This window comes from Calothrix sp. FACHB-168 (assembly GCF_963889195.1).
Classification (GTDB): domain Bacteria; phylum Cyanobacteriota; class Cyanobacteriia; order Cyanobacteriales; family Nostocaceae; genus Aulosira; species Aulosira anomala_A.
This window is the reverse complement of record NZ_CAWPNJ010000011.1, coordinates 178,341-204,566: the sequence shown is the minus strand read 5'-3', so window position 1 is coordinate 204,566 and position 26,226 is coordinate 178,341. Positions and strand designations below refer to the sequence as shown.

The 26,226-nt window shown below is 39.4% G+C and carries 23 protein-coding genes and 2 pseudogenes; 17 read left to right on the top strand and 8 right to left on the bottom strand.

Annotated features, from left to right (window positions below):
* The 8 genes from phnG to AACW45_RS05545 form a co-directional block, all read left to right on the top strand.
* Positions 1-405: phosphonate C-P lyase system protein PhnG (phnG, locus tag AACW45_RS05580; protein WP_190631881.1), on the top strand; the 405-nt coding region annotated here is incomplete at its 5' end.
* Positions 406-447: 42 nt separating this feature from the next.
* Entirely contained in the window at positions 448-1,050 is a 603-nt protein-coding gene (gene phnH, locus AACW45_RS05575; protein WP_190631879.1) for a phosphonate C-P lyase system protein PhnH, read from the top strand.
* Between the two features lie 113 nt (positions 1,051-1,163).
* Positions 1,164-1,625, top strand: coding sequence for a GNAT family N-acetyltransferase (locus AACW45_RS05570; RefSeq protein WP_190631877.1), 462 nt, complete (start codon positions 1,164-1,166; stop codon positions 1,623-1,625).
* 49 nt (positions 1,626-1,674) lie between these two features.
* Positions 1,675-2,919, top strand: a complete 1,245-nt coding sequence (locus AACW45_RS05565) for a carbon-phosphorus lyase complex subunit PhnI (protein WP_190631906.1) — start codon at positions 1,675-1,677, stop codon at positions 2,917-2,919.
* Positions 2,920-2,955: 36 nt separating this feature from the next.
* On the top strand, positions 2,956-4,161 hold the full coding sequence (locus tag AACW45_RS05560) for an alpha-D-ribose 1-methylphosphonate 5-triphosphate diphosphatase (RefSeq protein WP_190631875.1): 1,206 nt from the start codon (positions 2,956-2,958) through the stop codon (positions 4,159-4,161).
* Between the two features lie 176 nt (positions 4,162-4,337).
* Positions 4,338-4,898 carry a phosphonate degradation HD-domain oxygenase gene (locus AACW45_RS05555; RefSeq protein WP_190631873.1) on the top strand — a complete coding sequence of 187 codons (561 nt, stop codon included), beginning with the start codon at positions 4,338-4,340 and terminating at the stop codon, positions 4,896-4,898.
* A 46-nt stretch (positions 4,899-4,944) separates the two neighbouring features.
* Positions 4,945-5,796: an alpha-D-ribose 1-methylphosphonate 5-phosphate C-P-lyase PhnJ gene (locus tag AACW45_RS05550; protein ID WP_190631871.1), complete on the top strand. Its 852-nt coding sequence runs from the start codon at positions 4,945-4,947 to the stop codon at positions 5,794-5,796.
* A 253-nt stretch (positions 5,797-6,049) separates the two neighbouring features.
* Positions 6,050-7,546, top strand: coding sequence for an AMP-binding protein (locus AACW45_RS05545; protein ID WP_190631869.1), 1,497 nt, complete (start codon positions 6,050-6,052; stop codon positions 7,544-7,546).
* Here the strand turns inward: AACW45_RS05545 and AACW45_RS05540 are convergent.
* Positions 7,541-9,781 carry a DUF1796 family putative cysteine peptidase gene (locus AACW45_RS05540; RefSeq protein ID WP_190631867.1) on the bottom strand — a complete coding sequence of 747 codons (2,241 nt, stop codon included), beginning with the start codon at positions 9,779-9,781 and terminating at the stop codon, positions 7,541-7,543. The two genes, AACW45_RS05545 and AACW45_RS05540, sit on opposite strands and share 6 nt — an antisense overlap.
* 432 nt (positions 9,782-10,213) lie before the next feature.
* Here AACW45_RS05540 and AACW45_RS05535 point away from each other — a divergent pair, with 432 nt between their 5' ends.
* Entirely contained in the window at positions 10,214-10,447 is a 234-nt protein-coding gene (locus tag AACW45_RS05535; protein WP_190631865.1) for a hypothetical protein, read from the top strand.
* Between the two features lie 234 nt (positions 10,448-10,681).
* On the top strand, positions 10,682-11,830 hold the full coding sequence (locus AACW45_RS05530; protein ID WP_190631862.1) for an ISAs1 family transposase: 1,149 nt from the start codon (positions 10,682-10,684) through the stop codon (positions 11,828-11,830).
* A 357-nt stretch (positions 11,831-12,187) separates the two neighbouring features.
* On the opposite strand, the pseudogene AACW45_RS05525 reads toward AACW45_RS05530, so the two are convergent.
* From AACW45_RS05525 to AACW45_RS05495, 7 genes and pseudogenes are all read right to left on the bottom strand, one after another.
* Positions 12,188-13,353 (bottom strand): annotated as a pseudogene (locus AACW45_RS05525) (IS630 family transposase).
* Between the two features lie 730 nt (positions 13,354-14,083).
* A complete protein-coding gene (gene xisF, locus AACW45_RS05520; RefSeq protein WP_190631860.1) occupies positions 14,084-15,460 on the bottom strand; it encodes a fdxN element excision recombinase XisF in 1,377 nt (458 codons plus the stop codon).
* Positions 15,461-15,519: 59 nt separating this feature from the next.
* Positions 15,520-15,807: pseudogene (locus AACW45_RS05515) on the bottom strand (cbb3-type cytochrome c oxidase subunit I); the annotation flags it as partial.
* Positions 15,808-15,821: 14 nt separating this feature from the next.
* Positions 15,822-16,763: a cytochrome c oxidase subunit II gene (locus AACW45_RS05510; RefSeq protein ID WP_190631858.1), complete on the bottom strand. Its 942-nt coding sequence runs from the start codon at positions 16,761-16,763 to the stop codon at positions 15,822-15,824.
* A gap of 108 nt (positions 16,764-16,871) precedes the next feature.
* The gene (locus AACW45_RS05505) at positions 16,872-17,477 is read right to left on the bottom strand and encodes a DUF2231 domain-containing protein (protein ID WP_190631857.1); all 606 of its coding nucleotides are present in this window, start codon (positions 17,475-17,477) and stop codon (positions 16,872-16,874) included.
* Positions 17,474-17,974 (bottom strand): DUF2231 domain-containing protein, encoded by a 501-nt coding sequence (locus tag AACW45_RS05500; protein ID WP_190631855.1) that lies wholly within the window; start codon positions 17,972-17,974, stop codon positions 17,474-17,476. Before AACW45_RS05500 ends, AACW45_RS05505 begins: the two co-directional genes overlap by 4 nt.
* A 655-nt stretch (positions 17,975-18,629) precedes the next feature.
* Positions 18,630-18,776, bottom strand: coding sequence for a hypothetical protein (locus tag AACW45_RS05495; protein ID WP_190631853.1), 147 nt, complete (start codon positions 18,774-18,776; stop codon positions 18,630-18,632).
* Between the two features lie 15 nt (positions 18,777-18,791).
* Between AACW45_RS05495 and AACW45_RS05490 the strand changes: the two genes are divergently transcribed.
* The 7 genes from AACW45_RS05490 (at position 18,792) to csx7 (ending at position 26,218) form a co-directional block, all read left to right on the top strand.
* On the top strand, positions 18,792-19,097 hold the full coding sequence (locus AACW45_RS05490) for a CRISPR-associated protein Csx3 (protein ID WP_190631851.1): 306 nt from the start codon (positions 18,792-18,794) through the stop codon (positions 19,095-19,097).
* Positions 19,098-19,247: 150 nt separating this feature from the next.
* The gene (gene cas10 / locus AACW45_RS05485) at positions 19,248-21,632 is read left to right on the top strand and encodes a type III-B CRISPR-associated protein Cas10/Cmr2 (protein ID WP_242045635.1); all 2,385 of its coding nucleotides are present in this window, start codon (positions 19,248-19,250) and stop codon (positions 21,630-21,632) included.
* Complete coding sequence (locus tag AACW45_RS05480) at positions 21,629-22,357, top strand: RAMP superfamily CRISPR-associated protein (RefSeq protein ID WP_190631849.1); 729 nt, start codon at positions 21,629-21,631, stop codon at positions 22,355-22,357. Before cas10 ends, AACW45_RS05480 begins: the two co-directional genes overlap by 4 nt.
* On the top strand, positions 22,344-23,597 hold the full coding sequence (gene csx10 / locus AACW45_RS05475) for a type III-D CRISPR-associated RAMP protein Csx10 (RefSeq protein WP_190631847.1): 1,254 nt from the start codon (positions 22,344-22,346) through the stop codon (positions 23,595-23,597). Before AACW45_RS05480 ends, csx10 begins: the two co-directional genes overlap by 14 nt.
* A gap of 2 nt (positions 23,598-23,599) precedes the next feature.
* Complete coding sequence (locus tag AACW45_RS05470; RefSeq protein WP_190631845.1) at positions 23,600-24,106, top strand: hypothetical protein; 507 nt, start codon at positions 23,600-23,602, stop codon at positions 24,104-24,106.
* Between the two features lie 32 nt (positions 24,107-24,138).
* Positions 24,139-25,329: a CRISPR-associated protein gene (locus tag AACW45_RS05465; RefSeq protein WP_190631842.1), complete on the top strand. Its 1,191-nt coding sequence runs from the start codon at positions 24,139-24,141 to the stop codon at positions 25,327-25,329.
* A 7-nt stretch (positions 25,330-25,336) separates the two neighbouring features.
* A complete protein-coding gene (gene csx7, locus AACW45_RS05460; RefSeq protein WP_190631840.1) occupies positions 25,337-26,218 on the top strand; it encodes a type III CRISPR-associated RAMP protein Csx7 in 882 nt (293 codons plus the stop codon).
* The last annotated feature ends 8 nt before the right edge of the window (positions 26,219-26,226 follow it).

The following is a 26,226-nucleotide window of genomic DNA, read 5'->3' as shown; positions in this document are numbered from 1 at the left end:
GCTGAGTTAGAGCTATTAGAAAAACTGGTAAAAAACTTGGGTAATTTGCCCGAATATAGCTTTTTACGCTCTCCAGAGATTGGACTGGCGATGGTGCGGGGGCGTGCTGGCGGTACAGGGGAGGCGTTTAATTTAGGCGAAATCACCATGACTCGATGCGTTGTGCAATTAGAGAACCTAGAAGAAGCGATCGCCGGATTTGGGTATATTGCAGGGCGATCGCATCGTCATGCAGAATTAGCAGCTTTATGTGATGCATTACTACAAACTCCACATTGGCGCGATCGCATTCAAGCTGAAGTCATTCAACCCTTACAAATAGAAAGCCAAAAGCAGCAGGAACTTCAACAACGCCAAACAGAAGCGACAAAGGTTAATTTCTTCACAATGGTGAGAGGGGAATAAATGACGGTTGACTGATGACAGTTAATAAATGAAAAATGAAAAATGACTAAAGTTACACAATTACCAGGGTTACAAGATTCGATTCATGATGCACAAAGGACGTTTCGGGCGTTGTTGGATGCTCATGCACGACCAGGGATAGCTTATCAGATAACAGCGCAAATGAGTGTACCTGCGGGTTTAACGGCTGCTTGTGGGGCTGCTTGTTTAACTTTGTTGGATTTGGATGTTGTGGTATGGTTACAACCGAGTTTTGATGCTCAAGTTAAAGCTTGGTTGTTGTTCCATAGTGGCTGTCGCTTTACGCAGTACCCAGAGGAAGCTGAATTTGCTTTAATTCAAGATTTAGCAACGTTACCAGAATTATCTATTTTTAATTGGGGAACGGCTGAAAAACCAGAAGCTTCAACAACATTATTAGTACAGGTAGAAAGTTTTGAAATGGGAGAACCTGTAATTTTAACAGGGCCGGGAATTTTAGAAGAACGTGTTATTGCACCCAAACTTCCTCACCATTTTTGGGATTTCTGGAGACAGAATCACCAAGCATACCCGCAAGGTGTAGACGTATTTATATTTACAGAAAATGCAGTAATAGGAATACCAAGAACTAGTAATTCAAAATTCAAAATGAAAGAAATATGATCTGCTATCTAGAAACTGGAAATCAAGCAAACTCTTGAAATTATTACAAATGACCAATGACTAATGACCAATGACAGATATGACAAGTTATCTTTAATTGCACAAACCTACTTATGAATATTGATATTCGTATTGCGAACCGAGAAGATTTACCTCTCTTAAATCACTTATATGCTGACATGGATAATCAGCCACCTATACCCAAAGATGATTTAGAAAAAATCTTTGCAGAAATCACACAAATTCCTAATTATCACATTTATATTGCTTATTTAAACGAGCAACCTGTAGGGACTTTTAGCCTTCTTTATGCACCAACAATGATGCATCAGGGATATCACAAATTTGCAGTCCTAGATTCAGTAACGGTTATTTCTCAAATGCGGGGAAAGGGAATTGGTAGCGACATGGTAAAAGCTGCGCTCAAACTTAGTGCTGAAGCTGGATGTTATAAAATGATGCTCTCTTCTAATTTAAAACGCGATCGCGCCCATCAATTCTACCAATCACTAGGTTTCGAGCAACACGGCTGGAGCTTTAAATGCATACTCCAACCACCCCAAAATTTTGCATAATCCCCAATCAACAGTCAACATTCAACAGTTAACCGTCAACAAAAAGTATATGCCATACGTTGCAGTCAAAGGTGGAGAACAGGCGATTCAAAATGCAGAATCGCTTCTGAAAAATAGGCGCAGAGGCGATCCGAAAATTCCTGAATTAACTGTAGACCAAATTGAACAACAGTTAACTCTAGCAGTAGAACGAGTAATGTGTGAGGGTAGTTTATATGACCGAGAGTTAGCATCTCTAGCGATTAAACAATCTTGGGGTGATTTAGTCGAAGCAGTTTTCTTATTACGCGCCTATCGGACAACACTTCCCCGTTTTTACTACAGCCAACCTTTAGACACCAGCAAAATGCAGATTCAACGCCGCATTTCTGCCATTTTTAAAGATGTCCCAGGAGGGCAAAAGTTAGGACCTACCTTCGACTATATTCACCGTCTACTAGATTTTAAATTAATAGCAGAAGAACAAATACCACCAGCACCAGAAGCAGAAGCCATTACAGAACCAGTTCCCCGTGTAATTGACACCCTAGATCAAGAGGGATTGATGCAACCAGAACAGAGCAGAGGAGCAGAGAAAGAATTTTTTAATCCCCAGTCAACAGTCAACACTTCGACAAGCTCAGTGCGGCGCAGTCAACAGTCAACCGTTAACCATCAACAACCCTTTGATTTAACTCGCGAACCATTAACCTTTCCGGCTGGACGAGATGCAAGACTGCAAAATCTAGCGCGTGCAGATGAGGGTTTTTTGCTATCTCTGGCTTATTCTACACAACGGGGTTATGGCAGAAACCATCCGTTTGCGGGTGAGATTCGCATGGGGGAAGTAGAGGTGGTGATTTGTCCTGAAGAATTGGGATTTGAAATTGCGATCGCAGATATTACTGTCACCGAAGTGCAAATGGTGAATCAATTTAAAGGTAGTAAAGAATTACCCGCACAATTTACCCGTGGTTATGGACTTACCTTTGGTTATAACGAGCGTAAAGCTATGTCAATGGCGTTGGTAGATAGAGCAATGCGTGCTGAAGAATTAGGAGAAACAATTCAAGGGCCAGCGCAAAATGTTGAATTTGTGCTTTTACATTCTGATAATGTGGAAGCTCAAGGTTTTGTGCAACATCTTAAACTTCCACACTATATTGACTTTCAAGCAGAGTTAAATTTAGTAAGAAAAATTCGGCAGCAACAAGTAAATAATCAATCATCAGATTTAACAGCTATGCCGGAAGAATCACAGGTTTCAGAAAGCCAAGAATTAAACAAGGAAAATTTTCCTGTTAGTAAAGTTTAGGTATTTTATTAATCAGTCACAAATTGGTGTAAGTCAGTGACAACAACACAAACTATTCAAACATTGTCGAAAATAAATAATACAAAAATTGCTATCCAAGGAGTAAATGTATTAACTCCTGATGATTGGGTAAAAGATGCCACTGTTTTAATTGAAGATGGGCAATTTATTAGTATCGATCAGGCACCAAGCCATAATGGATTTTATCTGGTAAATGCTCAAGGTCTCCAAATGTTACCAGGAATTATTGACTTACATGGCGATGCTTTTGAGAGGATGATTTGTCCTCGTCCGGGAGTTAACTTTCCGCTACCAATAGCGATCGCAGATAATGATCGTAATCTCTTAGCATCTGGTATCACTACTTTTTACTGCTCAATTACCGACTCTTACGAACCAGGGTTACGCAGTCGCGATTCTGCTCGTGCTTTAATTGACTTCATTTTAGGGGTAGGTAAACAAGTTTTACATTGCAATCATCGCATTCATATTAGACACGAAGAAGCAAATATAGCTGGACATCAAGAGTTATGTGATTGGATCGTATCTGATAAAGTACATCTTTTATCTATCAACGATCACCTACCACCCCCAGGTAATCAAAAGAGATTTAGCCGCTATATCAATAGTGTGAAGCAGAGATCGTCCATGTCTCTAGAAGAGATTGAAGAATTAATCAATCAGGTAACAGCAAAACGACATGAAGGTGACGCACAAATACAAGAACTGGTGGAATTAGCTCATAAATATAGTATTCCGCTTGCATCCCATGATGATGATAGCCTCGAAAAAGTCTTACTGAGTCAACAGCGCCAAGTTGCGATCGCAGAATTTCCCGCGACTGTAGATTTAGCAGCAAAGTGTCGTGAATATGGTGCAGCCGTTCTCATGGGTGCGCCTAACTTAGTCCGTGGTGGTTCTCACTTAGGTTTAATGAGTGTAGCTGAGGCGGTGAAAAATAACGTTATCGATTGTCTTTGCTCAGATTATCATTATCCTTCCTTATTTTATGCTCCCTTCAAACTGCAAGAATTAGGCTTAATGTCATTTGAAAAAGCATGGTCATTAGTTTCTAGCCTACCAGCAGAAGCCGCAGGAATTAGCGATCGCAAAGGCAAAATCGCCCCAGGTTTAGACGCAGATTTCCTCTTGATATCTCCTAATAATTCCTTACCATCTGCGATTACTGCCATTTCATCTGTATACATAGCCGGACAAGAAGTCGCCCACTACCAAATTTAATCAGGGACTTCCAAAACATCTTATCGCTGGGGGTAGCAGAGGAAGCAAGGGAGCAGGGGAGCAGAGGAAGAAAAAAATTGCCTAATATCTTCCCTCTTGCTGATTGAATAATTTAATTTCTGGAAGTCCCTCAACACCCAGTCAACAGTCAACAGTCAACCATCAACATTTATCTTATGAACCCTACCATCGAAAGTATTATTAACCTATTCACCGAAAAAGGTTCTCAATTGTATGGTGCAGAAGCTGTCAGCCAGCTAGAACACGCCTTGCAATGTGCTAGCCTTGCTGAACAATCAGGTCAAAGCCATGAATTAATTACCGCTTGTTTACTCCATGATTTAGGACATTTAATCCATGACTTAGGCGATAATCCCGCTAGCCAAGGTATAGACGATCGCCACGAACACCGCGCTATACCTTTACTCAAGCAGATTTTCACTTCAGCAGTCACAGAACCAATTAGACTGCATGTCGTCGCCAAGCGTTATCTTTGCTCAATCAATCCTGAATATTGGGATAGTCTCTCAGCTGCTTCCAAACGTAGCTTAGAACTCCAAGGAGGCATATTTTCCCCAGAACAAGCAGAACAATTTATTCAACAACCTTACGCCGAAGATGCAGTACAGCTAAGAATTTACGACGACAAAGCCAAAATCGAAAATCTACCCACACCCGATTTAAACCACTTCACCCAATTTGCGATCGCTTCCTTAAATAAGCTGTCACACATCTAACTTGTTATGAACTGTTAACAGTCATCAGTCAACCGTCAACAATCAAATGAATATTCCTCCCCCATCCCCAGAAACTGGATTTAACTTCGCCTACCTAGACGAACAAACAAAGCGTTCCATTCGCCGTGCTTTGCTGAAAGCTGTGGCGATTCCCGGACATCAAATACCCTTTTCTTCCAGAGAAATGCCTATGTCTTACGGCTGGGGTACTGGGGGAATTCAGGTAACGGCTGCTGTAATTGGTCAAACTGATGTCTTGAAAGTCATCGATCAAGGTGCAGATGACACCACAAACGCTGTGAATATCCGTCGCTTTTTCAAAAAAGTTTGTGGTGTAGAAACAACAGAACACACCCAAGAAGCCACTCTGATTCAGACGCGCCATCGCATACCCGAAACACCACTCAAAGACGGACAGATTTTAGTTTACCAAGTACCAATTCCCGAAGCCTTACGCTGGTTAGAACCCTCGTCTGTAGAAACAGGCAAAATGCACGCCTTAGAGGAATATGGGGCGATGTACGTCAAACTTTACGAAGACATCACTACACATGGACACATTGCCACATCTTATGATTACCCAGTCATGGTACATGACCGTTATTTGATGAGTCCTAGCCCCATTCCCCGCTTTGATAATCCCAAAATGAATATGAGTCCTGCTTTACAATTATTTGGTGCAGGGAGAGAAAAACGCATATATGCAATTCCACCCTACACCAAAGTCAAAAGCCTAGATTTTGAAGACCATCCCTTCACCATAGAAAGATGGGATAAAGCCTGTGAGTTATGCGGTTCCACAGAAAGCTATTTAGATGAAGTTGTGATTGATGACAAAGGCGGGCGAATGTGGATTTGTTCAGATACGGATTTTTGTAATACAAGAAGTGTTGACTGATGACGGTTGACTGATGACTGTCTCTTATTGGCACTTTTTAACCATGCAATCATTAACTCTTAACCATCGATCGCTAGAATTTCCTAGCCAAGCACTTTTGTACATGATGATGGGATCGTACCTCGTTTAACTGCAACTATCTGCCGAGGCGATCGCGTTGCTTAATTTATGCAAGCTAAAAGCTATATTGTTCACAGTCACCAGTCAACCGTCAACCGTCAACCGTCACCAGTCATCAAGTTGGTAACTAACAGTGAATCTCCCTTTAATTACTCTTGCTCAAGAGCATAACGAGAAAATAGCAATTGTTACAACTGATAAAGCATTTACCTACAGAGATTTGCTGCAAACTTCCAGTCAAATAGCAGCAAATTTGCTTCAAGATGCGGAAGATTTACAGGAGGTGCGAGTTGCTTTTCTTATACCGCCTGGGTTTGAGTATGTCGCTACTCAATGGGGGATTTGGCGTGCTGGCGGAATAGCTGTACCGCTTTGTATTTCTCACCCAAAACCAGAATTAGAGTATGTAATTACAAATTCTGGCGCATCGATTATTGTTGCTCATCCCAATTTTGAAGCAATATTGCGATCGCTCGCAACTGAACACAATTTACGATTTATCCTCACCTCAGAAAGACTTCCAGATCCTGTTGATCGCCTTCTGGAAGTAGATATCGCTAGACGCGCCTTAATTCTCTACACAAGCGGTACCACAGGTAAACCCAAAGGCGTAGTGACAACCCATAAAAATATTCAAGCGCAAGTAACTAGCTTAATTACAGCTTGGGAATGGACAGCAAGCGATTGCATTCTCCATGTACTTCCCCTGCATCATATTCATGGAATTATCAACGTCCTCACTTGTGCTTTATGGGCTGGTGCTGAGTGTCATATTTTGAGCAAATTTGATGCTGAAACCGTTTGGAATAGAATTTGTGAGGGTGACTTAACCTTATTCATGGCAGTTCCCACAATTTATGTAAAGCTAATTGCTGCTTGGGAAGCTGCTTCTAGCGATCGCCAAAAAAGTATGACAGATGGCTGTAGCAAAATGCGCCTGATGGTTTCTGGTTCAGCAGCCTTACCAGTTCAAGTGTTAGAAAAATGGCAGAGTATTAGCAACCACTTTCTGCTTGAACGCTATGGGATGACAGAAATTGGTATGGCGCTGTCCAATCCTTTACATGGTAAACGTTACTCCGGATATGTCGGAAAACCACTACCGCAAGTGGAAGTCAGATTAGTAGATGAAAGTGGAGAGTTAGTTTCACCAGGAACACCAGGCGAAATCCAAGTTAAAGGCCCCACCGTGTTTTTAGAATATTGGCAAAATCCCCAAGCAACCGCCAAAGTTTTTAAAGATGGCTGGTTTTGTACTGGCGATCTCGCCGTGGTTGAAAATGATAACTACCGCATTTTGGGGCGGATGAGTGTGGATATTATCAAAACTGGAGGCTATAAAGTCTCGGCTTTAGAAATTGAAGAAGTATTAAGAACTCATCCAGATATTCAAGAATGTGCAGTAGTTGGTGTTCCCGATACAGAATGGGGTGAGCGAGTCTGTGCGGCTTTATTATTACAACCACAGCGCCAGTTGACATTAGAATCTTTTAGGAGTTGGGCAAAAGAACAATTAGCAGTTTATAAAATTCCTACTAGAATTTTGACAGTTGAAGAATTACCACGTAACGCTATGGGGAAGGTAACTAAGCCCACAGTAGTTGAGTTATTTCGTTCATCTTCATCATAGAAGTGGTGGATTTGGCGGACACCAGAAAAGATTTTTGCTAGAAATACCAAGGGATTCTAAAATTCCTCGCATGATCTCTGTGCAGTACATCCAATGTCCCAAATCGTCATACATCCGATCGGGATTAAACTCGACATTATAATGCACTACATTAGTTAGACCTAAAAACTCATCGGAGGCTTGGGGAGAAAGCAAGAGTAACTGAAATGGTTTACCTTGGCATTGTTTTTCTAGCTTGTTGACTAAATCAATTACACCAGCGCGATCGCAAATACCTGTGCGAACAAAAAGCACCTGGTCGCAATTGTCAATTGTGTACCAAAACCGTTGGGAACGTGCTGTATACCGAACGCGCATCCGTTCATAAACAGGAGACATATCGTAAACTGCGTTATCTGTTTCTTCTACTTCATGAGCAAAAGATAAACCTGTCCATTTGCTGTGATATATTCTGCCTGCGTCTGGATTGTAATGTAAATACTGAGGATTCCACATATCCTCAAAGCGATTTTCAATCATATCGGCAACATCGGCAATATTGGTAGTGCGCGTCAAATCAAAGGGAAAGGCGGGGCCGTCATACTCCATTTTGTATAACATCATGCGAACGGCACAGCGATCGCCTAAGGGAATAATCCCCACACGGCTGATATCGGATAATTTGCATTTGTATTGAAATAGCACCGCAGACTTGGCTGGTACTTTTACCCGGCTTTCTAGCCCGTAATTGCCAATCATCATGGTGCGGAAGGGAATATCAGGATGTAGCGGATCTGCATAAACACCTGCTGGCATAGCTTTTAATGCTAGACGCACCTCTTGCCACATAGGTTGTATATTATACTCGTGTTCTGATTCATTAATCATCCAGATGTTGTGTTCGTCCGCTTGCAAAATTCCCAAATGTCCATCATAGAAGAGAACTTGGGAGTTATCTGGGGAAAATAAATTGAATACGGCGCTGTATTCGATATCAACATGAGGAGGAATTTCTACTGAAGTTGCGATCGCGCCATTTTCTTGCACAGCAAAGTAAGGAAGTATCCCTGACTGAACTGATTTAGCAATGTAAATCCCAGGGATTAATCCTGCTTGAGTTTGCAGTGCAGTTTGTAGTTCCTGCCAATAAGGAGCAATGGTGTAACTGTATTGTGAGCTATTGCTAATCCGCAACCGTTTTTCTGCCACACAGGCCCAGATATAAAAGCCTGCATTGTCCGAGTAAATTAAAACTTCATTTGGCTGCCAAAAGCGTTGTTTTTCCTTGGCTAATTCCTCTTTGTCAATATCGAATAAGCGCAAGTCAATTGCCTCATACATCAGACGGTGACCAACAGTATTAGGATGGGCTGGGTCAAAGGATATTCCCGCTTGCCAACATCCCCGTTGATTATCTAATGCTGCCAACCAATCTAACACCGGAACACCCCAATTCAACATCCGGTTGTGTGTATCCCGCAATAGCCAGTAATGCTCAGGTTTATAGTCACCATTGGGATAGACTCCGCCTAGAATGGGAAGTGCGCCAATTTCCCGCGTCATTTTCGCTAACTGTTGCAAGCCACTTTCAAAACGTCTCTGAATAGCGCGGCGTTCGTGAGGCGGACAATAGGCTAATCCTTCATTACCCAGAGATAGGGCAATAATCACCACATCTGGTTTTTGTGGGGTGACAACTTGGGTAAATCGGGCGATTGTTCTGCTAACATTAGCTCCCACCTCCGACACATTCACAAGTTGGTGTCCGTATTTTTGCTCTAAAGTCTGTCCTAATAACCAAGCCCAACCTCTCAACAGCCAAGCTTTATGACCTACAGCGACGGAACTGCCAATCACAACTATTTTTAGCCCTTGGGATGATTGTTCCCAAGGCATCTTTACCTGAGACTCCTCAAAGTATCCAAATGGATAAGGTTGCAAATAACCGAATGCGCCATCATCTACAATAACGGTGCTGGACTGAGTTTCTGGATTGATGGGTAGCCAACGGTTGGGGCCTAAAGCTTCCCATTGCCCATTGCCTTTGGCATCAAGGCGCACATACTTATATTCCACTAATTCCGCAGATGACTGAATTTCGATTGCTGTATCTGTCCACCATAAAGGATAGCGATCGCCACTTGTACGCAAGTGAACACACTTTTTTATATTCCACATTCCCAACTCAGGAGTAGAACCAACCAAGCCAATAGACTCACCAGCTTTAGTGTGTGCAATTATTAAAAATTTATACATACATTTTCAGTATATTTAGGTAGGATGTACTAGACAATAAAGCTGAATCCCTTATTATGTCGTTATTTTGAACGTCATAAAAACCTTATGCTTTCGTCCCAGTGTTCAAATTTAAGTTATTAACCCAAACTGTCGTTAAACTTAGGTAATCAAGAGATTAAATTTGCTAGATACTAGTAATGTTAAGCCAATTTTTTAACTAAAACAGATAAAAATTTTAGAACATAAATATTTTATTATTGTTCAATAAAAAGCGAAAATTCAGGCTGCAATACTTTTCTTATCCTCTAAAATTAACAGATGAACTTACACATGAAATTTGCATAATTTTGTTGATTGTTGACCGTTAAATGTTAACAAATTCTACAAGTTATGCTGCAAGGTATATGTGTATTAGCTGATGAGTTCATGATACTTCCAAGGAAAAATACAATGGCAAATTACAAAAGCAGTGGTCATTTAGAAATCAACAGTCTGATTGATGATGCGGTCAATAATGCGATCGCTCGCCGCAATCAAGGTTTAGATTCTGAAGATGCTTTGTTAGATGTATCTGCTGAAGAAGCGAAAAATGTTGCAGGTGGTCTAGTAACTAAAACAATTGGTTTGGTGATTAAACCGCCTATTATTGTCGGCATCATCATCGCTCCAATTGAAACTATTTAGCCGTAAGATTCTCTTTGCTGAGGCGCAATTAATGGAAAATATTGCTGCTGAAAAAACTATACTTTGCCCAGGGCAAACGCATCTAAATATTGACAAAGTGGTGGTTAAGGTGTGTATAAAATAGTACATATAAACTATTCAGGTGTTGAGGGGGCGATCGCTGAGTGAGTGGGGGTAAGCCATCGGACTTTAATGGTAAAGTCATTCTAAAAGTAGAATAAAGACCCATAAAGCGTGAAGCTCAAGCCCAAAATCACCATTACTGACCACTTTGCACAGATGTCAGATCCCAGAGTAGATCGTACAAAACGGCACAAGTTAATTGACATTATCACAATTGCCTTGTGTGCAGTGATATGTGGAGCAGATAGTTGGGTGGCAATTGAACTGTATGGCTGCACGAAGTATGAGTGGTTAAAAACGTTTTTAGAGTTACCAAATGGGATACCATCACACGATACATTTGCGAGAGTATTTGCACAGTTAAACCCGCAACAGTTCCAAGAATGTTTTCTGTCATGGATGAGATCAATACAAAAGATAACATCAGGGGAAATAGTAGCAATTGATGGGAAGACTTTATGCGGTTCATTTGATAAAGCATCTGGGCAAAGTGCCATTGAAATAGTTAGTGCCTGGGCGACTAAAAATAGAATTGTACTAGGTCAGGTAAAAGTAGATTCTCAGTCAAATGAAATTACAGCAATTCCAGAACTATTAAAAGTGCTAGAACTGTCTGGATGTATTGTGACAATAGATGCAATAGGCTGCCAAAAAGAGATTGTGAAGTTGATTAACCAGCAAGAGGCAGACTATGTAATTACGTTAAAAAAGAATCAAGGGAATCTTTATGATGAAGTAGAAAAACTAATTGCTGAAGGAATAAAGACAGGTTTCCAAGGACTTGAGCATAGCACATATAAAACAGAGGAATTTGGTCATGGTCGTCATGAAATTCGTCATTATCTAATGTTATCTGGTATTCGAGAAAAGCTTGACCCAGATTCAGTTTGGGCTAAGTTAAATAGCGTGGGTATGGTGGAGTCTGTTCGTCAAGTAGATAGTAAGACAACGGTAGAAACCCGTTATTTTATTAGTAGCCTTAAAGAGGATGCCCAAAAGTTTGCCAATGGAGTTCGCAATCATTGGGGAATTGAGAATTCATTACATTGGATATTGGATGTAGCATTAAACGAAGATGATTGTCGCATTAGAAAAGATAATGCACCACAAAATTTTGCAGTTTTGCGACACATGGCAGTGAATCTGTTAGGTAAAGAAAAACGAGTGAAGGTAGGAGTAAAAAATAAACAATTTCTAGCGGCGATGGATAATCACTATTTAGCTAGATTGCTTTCCTTGGCTGAGAAATTACCTAATTAGAGATTGAATCAGGAATTACATTTTATATTTAGAGAGTTTTAGCAAGAGTAATTTAATTATTTTTGCATACATTGAGATGTGGTTTTTTATTTTTAAACAAATTCTTCAAGGCAATATATAAGTCCTTGATATCTGAAGATATCCTTTTATTTAAGTTCATTATTTATCTAGGATAATTTGCTTGATTCAAGATACTTAAATTTAATTACTAATTATTGTTAGCAATTAAGATGCGTTTGCCCTGGTGCTTTGTCTCATTAATTATATAGGGTAAGTTTTTTCTTCTTTTCTCTTCCTTCGCGCACTTCGCGTCTTCGTGGTTCGTTTTTTACCCCGCAAAATTAATAGGACAGACCACTAGTAGTCTGGCAACCCAACTTTGCTAGGTGAGACATCCGGATATAACCGTCCCATTTTATTACGTGCATCCGTAATTTTAAAGCGCCAATTTACACTTGCTTTACTAGAATTGCGATCGCTCTGCCAAGAAGCGATTTCTTGAGATAATTTTTGAACGTCAGCAATTCGTCTTTCCAAACATTGACGGGATAAAACGGATAACTCAATCTCAACTTGATTTAGCCAACTCCCATGCTTAGGCGTGTAGTGAAATTCGCGCTTTTTGGACAATTCGACGTGCATATCGATGGTGTAAATACTTCGTACAAAGCTGCTGGATTATGTGTGTTGAGGTTATCAACTACCAGACGAATTGACTCAGCTTGCGGGCAATGAATGTCAACTAAATTCTTCATTTGTAAAGCAAAATCTTTTTTCGTTCTCTGTTGTGTAACCTCAATATGTCGCCAACCTTTATGAGGTTCAAAAATTGCAAACAAATTGACACTACCATTCCGCTTATACTCATAATCATAACGTTCTGGTTGCTCCGGTTCGGGTGGTAATGGTTCTCTGACATCCTCCAGCAAAGGATATGGGCGTTCATCAAAACAAATTACTGGATGTTTTGGGTCATATGGTTGGCTGTATAAATCTAATAAATCTTCCATCCGTAAAACATACTCGGCATCCACTTTGGGAATGCACCATTGTTCCTTTAACCAAGGTTTAATTTCGTTTTTTTTAAATAGGAACGAACAGTTTCTTTAGAAACTGAATCTACGATGTTTAAACTTACTATCCGCTCTGCTAATAGTTTCATCGTCCAACGATTTCTTCCGCATGGTGCTTGAGAACAAGCTGTTGCAATCAGAAATGCTTCTTGTTCACCATCTAATTTCCGTTGTTTTGGTGGATGAGGCCGATCTTGTACAGCTAATTCAATTCCTCCCTCTACATATCTAGCACGGGTACGCTCTACGGTTGAAACGTGTACTCTTAGACATTCTGCGTTAGCGAAGCTCCTCCGTCAGGAGGCTCGCTTTGTCAATTTCTCCTTCCCATGCCATCAAAAGTATATGGGCGCGAGTCAGGCTCCTTGCTTTACTCTTGCCTGTTTTGATTAGCGATCGCAGTTTTTCGACTTCTTCTGTATTCAAATCTACTGTATACTTCTTTGCCATTATCCTACCCGCAACCACACTTCAAATAGTTTATCAAAATCTGTATTCACCTAGCAAAGTTGGGTTGCCAGACTACTAGTCTATTCTCAATAAACTCAAAATAATTTCATTAATACCTGCTTATTGACAATTTTATCCCGCTTTTGTCACTCTCCGGGAGGCTTGCTCACGAGTTAGGAATACCCTTAAACGAGCGCCCATATCTCACTCACCTCGGTAGATACATTCTCCGTATTTATTTATCTTTACATACTTTGGTTTTTTCATGCCCACCTACTTAGAACTGTGGGCAATCTACCAAATGGAACTACCAAAAACCGGAACTGTTCTGGGTTAGCTTCCCCCCGAACAAGTGCAAGAATTGAAGTTGCGATCGCCCGAAATAACCAAGCAGCCAGGGCGAATTGTGACTCATTGAATCACGCAAAATTCAGATAAAATCTCTCCGTCTTCCAGAGAATGCCTATCCTTTCAGCAATTGCTTAGGCGCAGATAGCCTTAGGCATCGCAGGTAACAGAAATTTTTTGCTGGCAAACTAACCTAAAAATAGAACGCCACAGAAAAATCATGCCGCAAAGAAAAACCGAATTTGATGTGTCTCACTACATTCCCAGAAAGAACGAAACTCTATCCGAAGAACTGCTCAGGCTAGCTATGTTATTTCGTTTGGTGAAGCCGTTGAATGTAGATAAAGCAACAAAAAAAATGATCATGACAAACCCAGAGTTGCTACCGCAGTATCTCAACCAACAACACGGCGATGACATTGCCATTTAGAACTTTTACTTCCTTGACAAATTTTTTGTATAAATCCTTCTTGGTTTCATCTGGCATCACCTCAAGGAACTCAACATCACCGAAGGTGTCTATCAATTCTTTTTGCAAACTTGCCCCAACAAAAGCGAATTGAATGTTTTGTTGCTGAAGTTGCTGAATCTTGACTACTGTGCGGTCGATTGCTTCTTCAATAATCGAATCTCTGGGAAGTTTTCGCAGTACCTCAAGACGAGATTTAAGCTCGATAATTTCCGGGGTATCTTGGTTCGATGGCTGGCTGCTGACAACATAATCCCTGAGTTTGATCGCTTTTGTTGTGAGGGCAGCATCAACGGCATCGACAACCTTTTTCAGTGAAACTGCGGTTCTATTGCTGCAAGCAGTTTCGCCGTAAACCCGGCGACGTTTGCATCGCAATCCCATAGATCTTTTAGCATCATGGACATAACATTTCCCTCCGCAGGAACCGCAGATAATTTGCCCAGACAATAAACGCCCGCCAATATCTGTTTGTGTGGCACCCTCAAAGTTCTTACCCCACAGGCGTTGATTTTCTCTCAGCCGAGTTTCAATCTGTTGGTAAACTTCTTCTGAGATCAAAGGCTGATGGGTATTTTCTCGAATATCCCATTTTTCGGGGTTAACGCGATTAAATTTGACGTTATACCTAGTGTGACCTTGCAATACTGGGTTCAACAACCAAGAGCGTAGCCCTGGAGGGGAAAACTGAATATTGAATTCTTTGATAAAGTGTTGAATAGTATTTCGCAGCGAAGTTTTTTGAGATAAAAAATATTGAATAATTTCCTGGGCTATTGCCCAATTAGTTTTTCCACTGGGCTGATGTATAGTCAGATCGGGAACATACTTACCGTCAACTCTAGCAAACCCGAAAGGTGGCTGATAAGCTTTGTTTTGTTCGCGAAAATGCTCTAATCCGTGGTTTACTCTGCTCTGTAACAACCGAGATTCAAACTCGGCTAGTCCTGCCATTTGATTGAGGGAAAACCACCCAAATGGGCTTGACGCATCTTCTACGGGGGCATCTAAGATGACAAGTTTGATATTCAACTTTTCGAGTAGTGCGATTGTTTTAGCGATGGTCATCACAGACCTAGCCAGTCTATCGATTCGAGTGATCGCGATTTCTTTTATTTGTCCTTCGCGGCACATCGCGAGCATTTTGTTGAAGTTTTTCCGGCTGTCGCTTCGCCCAGATTCGATGTCAGAAAAAATCAAGCTACAGCCAGCTTTTTCAATTCTGGCGGTCTGCTGAGTCAGCGCGTCGCTCTGTTCAAATTTCGATACTCTAACGTAACCGACCCGCATAAAGCTCTAAAACTCAATGTCAGACTAGTTTAGCATAAAATGTCCGTTGTTAGTTTATCTAGAGAAGGAAATGTCCACAAAAACAGCATCACTGTGCCGTGCATGGTGAACATACCGTTGTATACTGTGCGGTCGATGAGGTCTGATTCGGGGGTAATTAATTCGCCACGAATCACCATTGCAAAGATACCGCCAACAAGAAAGAAGATAAATGCGGTTACGAGGTATTGGATACCAATAACTTTATGGTCTGTACTAAAGCTAAAGTATCGCTTCCAATCACCTGGGGATTCGTGTTGAGGCTTTCCACTAGGAAGGGTGACGCCTTCAATTGAGATATTTGTCATCGGTTCTTGTCCTTTCAACCAGGATAGTTGACTAGTGGGGCTGACCCAGGTGCGACAGTAGCCCAACCAGTTTTAACTGATTGACTAGCGGCTTGGGCATACTCGGAAGCTGCTTGATTTTTTGCGGGTACAGGTTTGTTGGTTGCAGCTTGGGCTAGCCATTGCTGGTATTGTTCGGGAGATTCAACTACCACATCTGCGTACATGGTTGCAAAGTATGTACCGCTATATTGAGAATCGGTGAGTTGGTACTTACCTGGGCGAATGGGTGTAAATTCAAAGTCAATGTTGTGGTTGGGAATGATGTCTTGCTTGAGGCGAAATGCAGGAATATAGAAGCCGTGAAGCACATCTTCGGATTTTAATGCCAAACGGATACGGCGATCGCTTGGCAGATGTAGTTCGCTACTGGTAACATCTGTTTCTGGATAGTGGAAGACCCATGCCCATTGTTTGGCAATTACGTCAATTTTTTCCACTGGTGCAGTTACAGCCTTTACTGGGGCATTTTTATCTTTAGGTGCTGCATAGGCTGATTCCATACCTACAGGATTATGCAGGTGTACCAATGCCATTGGCCCTTGAATCCCCATTTGTTCGTAGATTTGGTAGCTGTAACTGGCAATCCAAAATACTAAGAGGATGGGAATAGCTGTCCAAACTACTTCTAGGGTAATATTACCTTCAATTGGCGGGCCGTCGCTGTAATCACCCTTTGGTGCGCGATGGAAAAGAATCGAATACATGAGAGTAGCAGTCACTCCCAAAAAGATAAAGGCACCTAAGGTAACTAAGAAGCTGATTAAATCATCGATGAGGATAGATTCAGCCGCAGCTTGTGGAGGAAGCCAGGTATAAGCCTGCTTTCCAATCCAGAAACTGATAGCAGTGATAATGGCGATCGCGATCGCGACTGCTATTAGTGCGAAAATATTGAATGTTTTCTGGGATTTCATGATCTATGAGGCGTTAATCGTTGGTCAAGAGTCAATAGTCAAGAGTCAATAGTCAAAATGCATTACTTTGGACTGTGGACTTTTGACTTTGGACTCTGCAAAGCATAATTACTTAAACGCTGTGTTTAGGTCTTGGCCTAATCGCAACAAATTATCTGCTGTGTTGTGGACACCAAATTCGGCGGCTAGTTGTGCGCCTAAAGTGCCGTGAAGATACAAGATAAACATGACTACGACACCTGTTAACAGATAGCGCCATTGCACTTGTTTCTCTTCATCCCGGCGAGTAATAAAGCGCTGGTATCCTCTCCAAACTGTCATACCAATCATGATTGCTAGTAACAACACACCACCGACACCATGCCAAATCATGGTATCTATGGCGGGTAATCCCCAAGCGCTTTTCACATCAGCTGGTGGTTGTGCTAGCAACATTTCGTAAAAGCCAGCAGCGACTGTAAAAAAGGTAATGGTAGATGCGGCTACCATGTTGTACCAGCCAACATCAAATAGGTTATTACGTTCAACAGAAATGGCGAAAAATTTAAAGACCCATTTTTGGAAGGGAAACAGCGCCCCAACGATATCAAAGGTAATCCCAATGATGAATAAACCTAAAGTTAGATGGACTAAGTTTGGATGAACTGGAATACTGTAAGGTAAGCCGTTTGGGCCGAGTTGCCCGCTAAATTGGTTAATTAGTTCTGAGTTCATGGCAAAAGACCGTCTCTGAGTGCTTCAACAACTGGTACTGTATGCAGTCCATATACCCAAACCAGTTCATCTCCCAGGTATACTTGCAAGCCAACTATTGCGGTTAAAATCGCCCCGGCACCGAGATAATAAATTGTTAATCTCTGAGGGTCGCGGGCACGAATTACGTAGCGCCAAGCGGTAATGGCGGCAATAATTCCTGATAGTGACCAGCCAATCAGTGTATGGACGTTGAGAACTGATTTAGCTGCTTCATAAGGATGGGCTAAACCTGCTTCAAATTGACCAAAAATGATGGCAACAAAGATGGAAATTGTCGCAATGAGCATATTCCACCAACTTACCTCAAATAGCCGAAAGTTGCGCGTAAAATAGCCAATTACATCACAACAAAAGGCGAATAGCACCATCGCAATGACAAAGTGAACTACGATTGGATGGAGCGTATCCGGATAGGGTAAATTGTGGTCATTCAAATTTGTTAGATAATCAAACACGGCATTCTCCTAGTCATATTTGCTTAACCTCAAACAAACTCGCACGATTGACACTCAAGAGCTTTAACCACAATTTTTCTACCATTACCGGAATATAGAATTACATATATTTGGGGCGATATCCGGTTGTTTAAATATTAGGTTAGTGGTAGAGGAACTGAGTGCTGGAGTTCAATCGTGAGTTTGGGATTTTAGTCTTGATTCATTGGTTCATGGGGATTTTTTGAGATAACGGCTCTTGATGTTCACCAAAGAAAATCGCCGTTTTCTCGTTGATTAATTAAACCTATCTATTAGCTTAAGGATTTTTTTACTAGTTGTCAAAACAGTGAAAATAAAAATCTTTGGAGTAGTTTTTTTATCAAAAAGTTGTTTTGTGATATGTAGCGCAACTAGCAGCTTGATAAAACTTAAATGTAACTATCAAAAAAATTGTTTAATTGCGCACAATTTAATATTATTAATTTGTGATTTTGAGTACAAAAGCTTTGAAAGAGAGTAATTTATCGCAATTAATGTGCGGAAATGAATCAGCAATATATATGTTGATTATAACTGAGGTGAAATTCTGTAAATGCGGTTAATTATAGTATTTGATATAAGGCTTTTACAATTTATCGCCACCTGTAGAGAAATAATATATCTGAAGATAGGATTATTTAGCAATAAATAAATAAAAAGTGCGATCGCGCGTTGCTACAGTTTTATTCCCCACTAGGGGATGTAAGCAGTTAACAGACAAATCTTCAACCAAAATCGGAATAAGCTTCTTCCAGCTACCTGTATGATGAAAACAACTCATCACCGGGAAAACAACATGACTACTTACAAAATCAACTTCCAAGATGGGGTTTTACGAGTTAATTTTGGCGAACCTGCCCAAAATGACCAAATTGTCAAAGATGCAGCCGCGCGACTAGAGGAAATGGCTAACGCTGGGGAATTGCAGGGAGGTTCGTTATTAAAAATTAACGGGCCCATCTCCATACCTGTAGCGTTTGTTTTAGCACATAAACTTGCTCATATTTACGGTGCAGTTGGTTTTTTCGATCCTAAGATTGGTAAATATGTGATTTCTATCACACACAATCCCACGTATAAATTAGGAGACTTGGTTGATTGAGTAGCCAATTTAACTCTCTGCTGTTGCATAAATTTGGGGATTTAGGGTGATGATACAGGGGGAGTAGTCGCATTTAAGCAAATTCACCCATGAGATGTATGCTTGCGTTTCTTGGTGGGGTGTGGTTGAGAATTGCTGGAGTATGTACAAATGACAACACAGATGGATAAGACAAATTCTATAACAATTGCGATCGCTTGGTGTTTGGCTTGGGGCGATAAGCGCGAACCTCAGTATAGCTTGGAAGTGTTGCGGCAAATGCGTGAGGCTTTGACTCAGGGGAAAGAGCTACCAAATGATGTGCAAGATTTGCTAAGACAGGTAGAAAAATTACAAGGTATAGATGAAAAATATTTTCCCCCAAATCTTGATACCTTAAAAAATGATTATCCTGAGTTGTGGAATCAGAATACTCGCATTGGTTTGGTTTATGGTGGTGCAACTAAAATTAAGCAATATGTATTTGAATCAGCAAAAATTCAAGAAATCCGTGGTGCATCTGGCTTACTAGATAGAATCAATATAATTGATTTACCTGCTTTTTTTAATCAAAAAAATCCCCAAAAAATTGCTGAAGAAGATAAAAATCGTTACAATATACAATTTAATCAAATTAGAACCTGGTTAAATGATAATTTTTCGGGAGATTCCCAATCAAAGAATTACAAATTAGCTGAAGCTCTGATTCCAGAGTTAATTATCTATTCTACAGGTGGTAATATCTTAGCTTTTTGTCCTGCTGCTTATGTCGATGACTTAGCCAATGCGATTGAAAAGCGCTACACAGAAGAGACTTTAACAGCTAATTCCTGTGCAGTAGGTGAGACATTTAAATTGTTAGAATTGCGCTTTGGTTTATTACGAGAGTCAATAAAAGATACATTATGGTTAGATTGGTATCATCAGCAATTTAATCAGAAATTAGTTCAAGCTTATTTTGGATATCCCAGTAATGAATCCGAGAGAGTCGAAGCATTCAAAAGACGTAAGAGTTTTAATGAATTAACAACTAAATTAAACATTTTGTTTAATCAGCGTCGTAGTGGTAATGATACTCCTAATCGTCCTAGTCGTCGCTATCAACCAATGTTTGAAACTCATCCTTATTTGATACGTGATGGTAGCGATCGCCGTTCTGCTATGATGCGAGTAGACAAACTCCCTAGAGAAACCTATTTTTCAGAAGCATCTGTACGCAAATATTTAGTAGGTGACAGAGCAAAAGATAATTTCAGTCATAATCCTCCTTGGTATGTAGAATCTGGGTTAACCTGGCAAAGAGGTGTAATTGAAAGTTGGGTAAATAGATTCAAACTCTTTCTAGAAGAGAATCCAAGTTTAAAAAGGAAATATTACGGTAGAATTTCAGAAAAGTCAGTAGAAACTGCTGAAACTCTTACCGAAGTTTCTAACGCTAGTAATGGTTATGTTGCCTATATTTATGCAGATGGTAATAATATGGGTGGTTATATTCAAAAAATCCTCACACCAGAAAAATACCAACAATTTAGTAGAGATGTAGATTTAGCAACAATATCCGCAGTTTACCAAGCACTAGCGGAAAACTTAAATCCGCATCAACTAAGTAGATTCAATGATGAAGAATCACATTTAGCAAATGGTCAATTCATCCATCCTTTTGAAATTATTACCATTGGTGGCGATGATATTTTATTGATTGTCCCTGCTAATAAAGCTTTACAAATCTCCCAAATGATAGGCGAAAGATTTGAAAAAATTCTGCTTCAGGAAATTCCAGTTATTGAGAATGAATCAGAAAATGGAGACCTTAAAAAAATTACTGGGGATTATCGCCTAAATCACACCAAACCATTTGAACCGCATAAATATCAACGTTATAAACCCTCAACAGCAAACCGTTCTGATTGTGAACTGAGTACATCAATTGGTGTATTGATTACGGCTGTCAACACACCCATATACTACGCCAGAGATTTAGTAGAGCAATTACTTAAATCAGCGAAAGAACGCGCTAAAAAACTTAAAAAAGCTGGATATCATGGCGGAACAGTGGATTTTTTAAGTCTTAAATCAGTGACAATGATTTCATCTAATGTGAAAGAATTTCGTAAAGAAGCATTAACTCAAAAGAGCCTGCAAAATCTCAAACTATACGCCACACCATACACTCTCCATGAATTAGGAGGATTAATTACTTCAATTGCAGCTTTGAAAAACGCTAAATTTCCTAAATCTCAACTTTATCAAATTCGCAGTTTATTAGAACGAGGTAAACATACAGCAATTCTTAACTATCGCTATTTTCGAGTGAGATTAAAACAAGGTAAAGAAGCATTGCTGAGGGACTTTGAAGAAGCTTGGTGTCTACCCAAAGATAAAGTAAATAAAGGTAATTTAGCACCTTGGATGTATGATAACGGTAAACTTGACCCTAAACATCCTGAAGATCCATTTTATGAAACTATTTGGCGAGATATGGTAGATGTCTACGATTTTGTAGAAGTACCAGATAACGAGACATCAAAAATTATATCTACAGGGATTGAGTCATGATTGAACTCCAAAAATTATCTAATTCACTGCAAACCTACCCGATTACAGCAGTCATTAATACTGCTTTATGTATTGGTGCTGGAGGTGCTTCTGGTTCGCTTGCAGATAAACCAATAGTCCGTAACGCTGAAGATAACCTGCTTATTCCTGCTTCCCAACTTAAAGGACGTTTGCGCCATGAGTGCGAGAAAATTGCAAGAGGTTTAAAGTGGGCTATTTGCTATTCTCCTAACCCACAAACTATGTGTCCACAAAGAGCAGGTTTAACAGAAAATTTTGCCAGAATAGAATATAAAATATCAACATCAGCAGCAGATAAACATCATCATTGTTTAATTTGTCAAATCTTCGGTAATCCTGTTTTACCTTCTCGGATAATTGTAGATGATTTAATTTGTAAAGAAGAACCAGATAACTTACCAGAAGTCATACGTCCTGGAGTTACAATTAACCGTCGGCGGCGGACTGCGGAAGAAGACAAACTTTTCTTTCTAGAAACATCACCAGCGAATGTGCAATTAAGATTTACAGGGAATATTTATTTATCTAACGCGCCAATTTATGCAGCACCATTAATTTTAGTTGGATTGCGTCATATTAATGCTTTAGGAGGTAGTAAATCAGCCGGGTTAGGTTGGCTATCTTGGGAATTACCTAATTTATCTATAGAAGAAACAGCATGGGAGTTTCTCGCTAAAGGATTTAAAAACGATGAAAAAGATTAATCTAGAAATTAAAGCACTGTCTCCTTTAGCAATTGGTAGACAAAAACCCGGTGGAAATGTGAGTGAGGTAGAAAAATATATTCCTGGTTCTGTGATTCGTGGTGCAATTGCTAGTCAAATATTAAAACAGGCTAATTCATCTACAATTAGTGAAAATGATGATTTCTATAAATTATTTTTGAGTGAGAATCCAGCTATTTTTCAAAACGCTTACCCAGGAATTATAACTATTGATACTGATTGTGTTTTGAAAGATGATGTGAAAGTATTACCTGCTACTGTACTCAGTTCCAAAAATAAATCGGGATTTACAACAGATGAGCAGAATAAAAATGGTGCATTTGATAGTTTGATAGACAGATTATGCGCCGAAAAATATGGACAAATTTACGATCCTAATTGCCCAACGGAAAAGTCAACTTATGGAGAAAGAGTTGATAATTATAGCAGTTTTTATAGCGAACACAATGATGATTACTACAGCCCTTCCGCAAATACTCGTCTATTAACCAGAGTAGGAATTAATCGCCGCCGTGCTACTTCTGAAGAAAGGGTTTTATACAGTATTGCAGTTTTAAATGAATCTCAAGAAAATAAAAAACGACCTGTCACATATATAGGTGCAGTTTTTGTGAAGGATGATTTAGCTGTAGCTCTACAACAATTTATTCAAAATCATCAACATGATTTACGTTTAGGTGGCGCAGGTTCACGAGGATTAGGTAAGGTAAAAATTACAGCAAAAGCACCTAGCAATATTAAATCAAAAGTAATTAAACGAATAGATGATTTTAACCAAAAATTACGCCACCGTTGGAGTAAATGGGGTGATATATTTGGTAATCCTTTAGAGGAATTACCAGAAAATCGTATTTATTTCACCTTGGATTTACAAGCAGATGCAATTTTAACTGAAAACTGGCAACGCACAACGGTAATTTCTCCAAAAATGCTACAGCAATATACTGGTGTGAATGATTCATCTTTGGATATTCACGCTGCTTACAGTAGCTATGACTACCGTTCTGGTTGGAATTCTGCTTGGGGTTTAATGAAAGATGTAGAGTTAGTGACAAATAAGGGAAGTGTCTATTTATTTAGTACAGAAAATAAGAATCTCTGGTTACAAGCTTGGGAGGATTTAGAGGTTTATGGAGTAGGCGATCGCACCTGCGAAGGCTTCGGACAAGTACAAATTTGCAATGAATTTCATTTCATATTAAGAGAGGAGGCTGTTTAGTCATGGCAGAACTAGATAATATTTTACAAGAACAACTGGCTTTGAGAGTTGAAAAAGGTATTAGTAACCAAATGGATGAAATCATTCTAAAACTGAAAGATTTATCAGAAAATTTTGCCATAGCCAATAAAGATGAAAAATCTCCTTTTAGAAATGTATTAGCTGTTGCTGTTGATGCAAGCTCTTCAATTGAAATTATTAAAAATTACATTCGTTATCAGGTGGGGAGAAGTGGTTCAAGCCCAATTTGGAAAACACAAAAAGATAAAGATATATTTGCTAAGGCTTTAGTAAATGCACTGGATGAATTAGATAAGGATGCGCAATTAATAGTAACAAAATTACGAAAAAGTGTTCCTAAAGGTCATAATCTAGAACCCTATTTAAATGACATTAATAACCAAACTCAATTACGCAAAAATATTCATCTGAAACTGGTGCAACTTTTCTTAGGATATTTAGCCAGGGAACATACAGCTTCAGTCGGTGAAATAAAGTTAAAGAAATAAAACATCTATAAATTTATTAGGAGTGTTTAAATATGCACCGCTTTGTTTTATCAACTGTTGGCACAAGTTTACTTTCTAACCAGCTTCGCCAAAAAGATCCAAAAAATTGGCAGGTAATGATTGATAAGACTGCTAACTGGACTGAGGATAAAATTCAAAAATATGAGCCGGATGTTATTGATATTATTTTAGAACTAAAAAATAGAGCAGAGGAGAAATTATATGATGGTAATATATTAAATATTAGAGAAGCCAGTGCAGAGCTAAATGGTATTTATGGATTGTATCAAGAACAAATAAATCAAGGAAAGCAAGATATACATTTTTTACTTGCTAGTGATACTTATCAAAATAAAATAACCTCGGAAATATTACAATCATTCCTAATTAACCAAGGAATAAATATTTCTATAAATAAACCAGCAGGTTTTACAACTGGCAGTAATGAAGCATTTACACAAGGAATTGATGAACTTTTAAATTGGTTTGAAGAAACTATTCCTGGTTATAAAGATAGTGGCTATGAAATTTGCTTTAATTTAGTAGGTGGTTTCAAGGCTATACAAGGATTTGTTAATACCTTTGGCATGTTCTACGCTGACAAAATAATTTATATATTTGAGGGTGTTAATTCAGAATTAATTACAATTCCTCGATTACCTGTCAAGATAAATACAGAAGTAATTAAACCTGTTGAATTTGCATTAATGGCAGCCGAAAATAGTGTTGCAATTAATGTAAATCAACTAGCAAAAGTTCCAGAATCATTAATTTTTGTATACGATGATGAAGCAATTCTAAGTAATTGGGGCAGACTAACTTGGAATAATTGTAAATATGATTTATTTAAAAAAGATTTACTTTTATTCCCTTGTCTAGTATATGAAAAGTCTTTTGAAAAGGACTATTTAAGGCACACAGTGGATGACAAGATTAAATATGAATTACATTCTGCACTAGCAGAAATCTCAGCAACGATGCTGAAGTTTAATGGAGATACAAGCCGGATAAACAAGCGATTTAGATATAAAAGATATGAAGGTTCACAGAAATGTGAAGGAGGCTTAAAAAAGAATGAAATTGACCATTTCTACCTTAATAAAAATGAGGGTTGGCGAGTTAGCTGTGTTATAGAAGAAATTAAAGATTCTCAAAAAAAGACCAAAAAAGTATTACGGATGCGTCATTTTGGAGAGCATGATTATGTCAACGACAACCCCTAATTATCTTATGTTTGACACTTTCAAAAATCGCCTAGAAATTACAGGTAAACTCAAAACAATTACAGCACTACGCATTAGCGCAGGACGTTCGAGTGAACCCATCGGTTCAGATTTACCTGTAATTAAAGACAGTTTGGGTAATCCATTAATACCAGGTTCTAGCTTTAAAGGTGCAATGCGATCGCGCTTAGAAAGTTTCCTCAGAGGTATTGTAGGAAATAATCGTCAACTTGTGGCAAATCCAGCTATTGAGGATGAATGGTCAATTACATCCCAGGAAATGAAGCAGTTAAAAGACGCTTACGATGATGACCAAGCTTTAACTGAAGCTATTCTCCAACATACTGACTTACCATCTCTGCTATTTGGTTCACCCTGGATTGCTAGCAAATTCCAAGTCCGAGATTTAATTGTAGTCCCTGATACTTGGTTTGGACAGTACCAAGAAAGAGACGGGGTAGCTATTGATAGAGACACGGAAACCGCAGCAGATGGGAAACTCTACGATTTCCAAGTTGTACCAGCAGGGACGCAGTTTGAATTTAAAGCGGTGGTAGAAAACGCTGAGGATTATGAACTGGGACTGTTGATGATTGGGTTACATCAGTTTGAGACAGAACAAATACCTCTGGGTGGAGGGCGATCGCGTGGCTTGGGTGTGGTTAAACTAGATATTGACAAAATGTATTGGTTAGATGTCAGCAACAACCCAGAAAAATTACTGACATACTTGCAAGAATTGGTAAATAGTAATTCATCAGATAAACTACCCAGCTATCAAGATGCCAAAGAGTTCAATTTAAAGCAAAACTGGACAAATTCGCTGATTCATTATTTACGAAAAAATCAAGCTAAGACTCAGATAACTGAAGTCACGCCAAATTCTTGAGGAGGGTA